This window comes from Pseudoalteromonas sp. TB25 (genome assembly GCF_000497995.1).
Classification (GTDB): Bacteria; Pseudomonadota; Gammaproteobacteria; order Enterobacterales; family Alteromonadaceae; genus Pseudoalteromonas; species Pseudoalteromonas distincta.
In genome coordinates this window covers 1-3,327 of the sequence record NZ_AUTI01000063.1, presented here as the reverse complement: position 1 = coordinate 3,327, position 3,327 = coordinate 1, and the positions used below count along the sequence as shown (strand labels likewise).

The window sequence follows — 3,327 nt, the reverse complement described above, 5'->3', positions numbered from 1 at the left end:
TGGCTCGGGAGATACGGATCAAAATAACTATTTATTAGGGGGCGGTGTATCACTTGATGTACCTGGCTTTCAATATTTTAATGTGGCTTATTATCGTCGTTTTCAAGATGATATAGGTATTCAACGTGAAGATAATAACCAAATAACAGTCACGTGGGGCTACAACAAAGGTAACTTTAGATACGATGGCTTTTTAGATATTGTAGATAGCACCGACACAATGTTTGGTAAAAGTGAAGGTGGCTTTAACTTTACCTCGCAGATTAAATACAATATTGCCCCTATGCTCGGCTTAGATACAGGCCGCCTTGATGTGGGTATTGAGTATGTTTATTGGAAAAATAAATTTGGTGTAGATGGGCAAACCGAACATAATCCAAACTTGCTAGTTAAATGGCATTTTTAACAGCAAATTGAATGGTATTTAATTAATAATTAAAGGCTACTTTTTAGTAGCTTTTTTATTTGATAATTTTAAATAATTGAATAGCTTAAATTAATTGTGTTAAATTACTTTTTAATAACACTATATGGATTTTTTGCATGGATTCTGAAATTGATTTTTCTACCTACACTTTAGATGAGCTTTACTCATCAGCGAGAGCTATAGATCGCGAAGCCTACCCAGATCGAGCAAAAGAAATAGACGACTTAATTAAAACGCGAGAAGCACAGAACCCATCTGAAAATATTGTATCAAAAGTAGCAGGAGAAAAAGCAACGCGCTCAGATAGGCTAGTGGCTGCTATTATTGATGGCGTTTTAGGTGTTGTTTGTTTTATACCTGTATTCATACTCTTAGGGTTTGATAATTTAAGCCAACCAACACTTACTTTATCTGCAGGTTTGCTAGGTTATGGCATATTAAGCACGTTAGTGCTTCATGGTTACCTCATGTACCAACGCGGACAAACAATTGGTAAATCTTTAATGTCTATCCGTATTGAAAATTTAGATGGTACACAAGCAAGCTTTACTACAATTTACTTTAAACGCATGCTTTGTATGCAACTATTATCACTTGTCCCTTCGGTAGGTCAGTTTATAGCTGGTTTTGTTAATCCATTATTTATATTTGGAAAAGATAAACGATGTTTACATGATCATTTAGCGGGAACAAAAGTGAGTTATGTAGATTAATCAGGATATTAATTATGGCAGCTTTGCCCGGATTTAAGTTTGATTAGCAAAAGTTACAAAATGGCGTATTTCACTAAATTGGTAATATAATTAAAAAACCTTACCGATTTTTTTGACTAGTAACCAAGGATGATTATGAAAAACAACACACAACTAATTTTAGCACTAGCGGCCTCTTTAATTTGTTACTCAACATATATTGTATTGATAGATAAACCTTTTAGTTTGCAAGCGCTTAACCTGTTTTTATTTCCCGTTATTTTATATTTTGTGTTTATTCGTTCGCGCAATGTTGAGCAAAGCCCGTTAAAGGCTGTACGCGTTGAGGGGCAAATATTATACGTTTATAAGCAAGTGTTTAATATTAACGATATTAACAAAGTTGTCATCGACAAAACTAAGAGGCACGGTGTATTTGCACTACCGTATAATCAAGTTGATGGTAAAACAACTGAGTTTATTTTCAATAAAGATGCGTTTGAATCTTTAAAATCCTACCTTTTACAAAACATTCCAAATGTAAAAATTATTGAATAAAGTAAAGAAGTAACAATGAATTTAAAGAGCATATATTATTCATTGGTTTTCTTACTGCGGCGAAAATCAATGAGGTGATAAATGAGAATATTTAGGAACACAAACGAGTTTGATAAACTGTCGAGGTGTTACGCATGTATTAAATGTGGTACTTGGGTGAGCATAAAAGCCCAAAACTGTATGCAGTGCCAGCATAGTTTTACCAATAATGATAAAAGCTCAATGCAAACACTCTATAATCAAAATAAAGAACAAAACTGGCAACATGCAATATTGCCTATTATTTTTGTAATATTGGTAATAGCTTTATTGTTCATTTAATTTTTGCTTAAAATTTAAAAGTGCTCGACTGCAACTCTGTAACAAAATCCCTCTGTACTTTAACGTGTAAAAACTACCCATAATTAAAATAATTACTCTTGTTAATCCTTCACTAAATATTACATAGCTAACGTTTTTTAATAAATGAAATAAGCTTATAAATTTCAGTCACTTAAATTGTGGGTTTATTTATATTTACTCAGTTTTTTGGCACGTAAGTTGATACAGCTCCTAATAAACTTTAAAAAGGAATTACCATGACTGCTGAATACTTTATGGTACTAGGGTTACTCGGTGTTGCATTTTTTGCTGTTGCAGGGGCATTGCTTGGGTATGAAAAAAACATTAGTGGCTTTGGCGTCGTAGTGGTTGCAACCGTTACTGCACTAGGGGGCGGTACCCTCAGAGATATACTTTTAAACAAACCAGTATTTTGGATTGCTACCCCAGAGTATTTATATTCAACCTATGGGGCCGTTATAGCAACAATTGCATTTATTCGATATTTACCGCGCGTTAATAATTACTACTTTTTATTAGTAGACGCTGTGGGTATGGCGTTATTTAATATTATGGGGATAGAAAAAGCACTCATTAATGGCTCTGGTATGGTGGTCGCAATTACCATGGGTATCACTACAGGTATATTTGGTGGTTTAATACGTGACGTAATTTGCCGTGAGGTACCAACTGTTATGCGCAGCGAACCATACGCCTCTGCGTGTTTAGCGGGTGGTGCAGTCTATGCTGCTTTATTTAGCCTTAATGTAGATTACATTTGGTGTATTTTAGGATCATTTTTCACGACTATCTTTTTAAGATTAGGCTCTTTGCATTGGGGTTGGCATTTAACTATTTTCAGAAAAAAAGACTTCAGAGATCAAAGCGACTAATTTTAGCTACGAGTAGCTCGCGTTTGCATGTGGTACTCGTAATTATCCTCATCCGTTATAGTAAAACCCAGCCGCTTATAAAGTCCTAATGCTGGGTTGTTTTTAAGCACGGTGAGTTTAATGGGTTTTGACTGCGTATTTGTAATAACTTGTTCAATAACCGCTTTCCCATACCCTTTATTTTGGTGCAATGGATGTATTTGTAATTGCATTATTTCAACGTATTGAGCGTGTGTTTGGTATTTTAAAGTACCAATTGGTACCTCATTTATAACTATAAGATGGGAGCAGTCATATTGATCATTAAGCCTTAAAACATGCTGTTGCTCAGTTATACCAATCCGCAATAATACTTAATCATTTTGCGGGGCTAAACGTGTCGCTACCTGCGTTAAAAAATGCTCATTTAGAACAACTAAATAGCGAATTTTTTGCC

General features: G+C 34.6%; 4 protein-coding genes and 1 pseudogene. 4 read left to right on the top strand and 1 reads right to left on the bottom strand.

Going from position 1 to position 3,327, the window contains the following annotated elements; translation table 11 throughout:
• The 4 genes and pseudogenes from L652_RS0101225 to L652_RS0101205 all read left to right on the top strand — a co-directional run.
• Window positions 1-406: pseudogene (locus L652_RS0101225) on the top strand (DUF5020 domain-containing protein); the annotation flags it as partial.
• A gap of 137 nt (window positions 407-543) precedes the next feature.
• Window positions 544-1,140, top strand: a complete 597-nt coding sequence (locus L652_RS0101220; protein ID WP_024595033.1) for an RDD family protein — start codon at window positions 544-546, stop codon at window positions 1,138-1,140.
• Window positions 1,141-1,275: 135 nt separating this feature from the next.
• Window positions 1,276-1,677, top strand: a complete 402-nt coding sequence (locus L652_RS0101215) for a hypothetical protein (RefSeq protein WP_024595034.1) — start codon at window positions 1,276-1,278, stop codon at window positions 1,675-1,677.
• A 578-nt stretch (window positions 1,678-2,255) separates the two neighbouring features.
• The gene (locus tag L652_RS0101205; RefSeq protein ID WP_004334621.1) at window positions 2,256-2,891 is read left to right on the top strand and encodes a trimeric intracellular cation channel family protein; all 636 of its coding nucleotides are present in this window, start codon (window positions 2,256-2,258) and stop codon (window positions 2,889-2,891) included.
• A 2-nt stretch (window positions 2,892-2,893) separates the two neighbouring features.
• Here L652_RS0101205 and L652_RS0101200 read toward each other — a convergent pair whose 3' ends face one another.
• Window positions 2,894-3,238 (bottom strand): GNAT family N-acetyltransferase, encoded by a 345-nt coding sequence (locus tag L652_RS0101200; protein ID WP_029753103.1) that lies wholly within the window; start codon window positions 3,236-3,238, stop codon window positions 2,894-2,896.
• Window positions 3,239-3,327: the final 89 nt, after the last annotated feature.

What these genes read in the sequence shown, in the direction of transcription:
- L652_RS0101215 (WP_024595034.1), top strand. Translation starts at nt 1,276, where the DNA reads ATGAAAAACAACACACAACTAATTTTAGCACTAGCGGCCTCTTTAATT.
- L652_RS0101205 (WP_004334621.1), top strand. Translation starts at nt 2,256, where the DNA reads ATGACTGCTGAATACTTTATGGTACTAGGGTTACTCGGTGTTGCATTT.
- L652_RS0101220 (WP_024595033.1), top strand. Translation starts at nt 544, where the DNA reads ATGGATTCTGAAATTGATTTTTCTACCTACACTTTAGATGAGCTTTAC.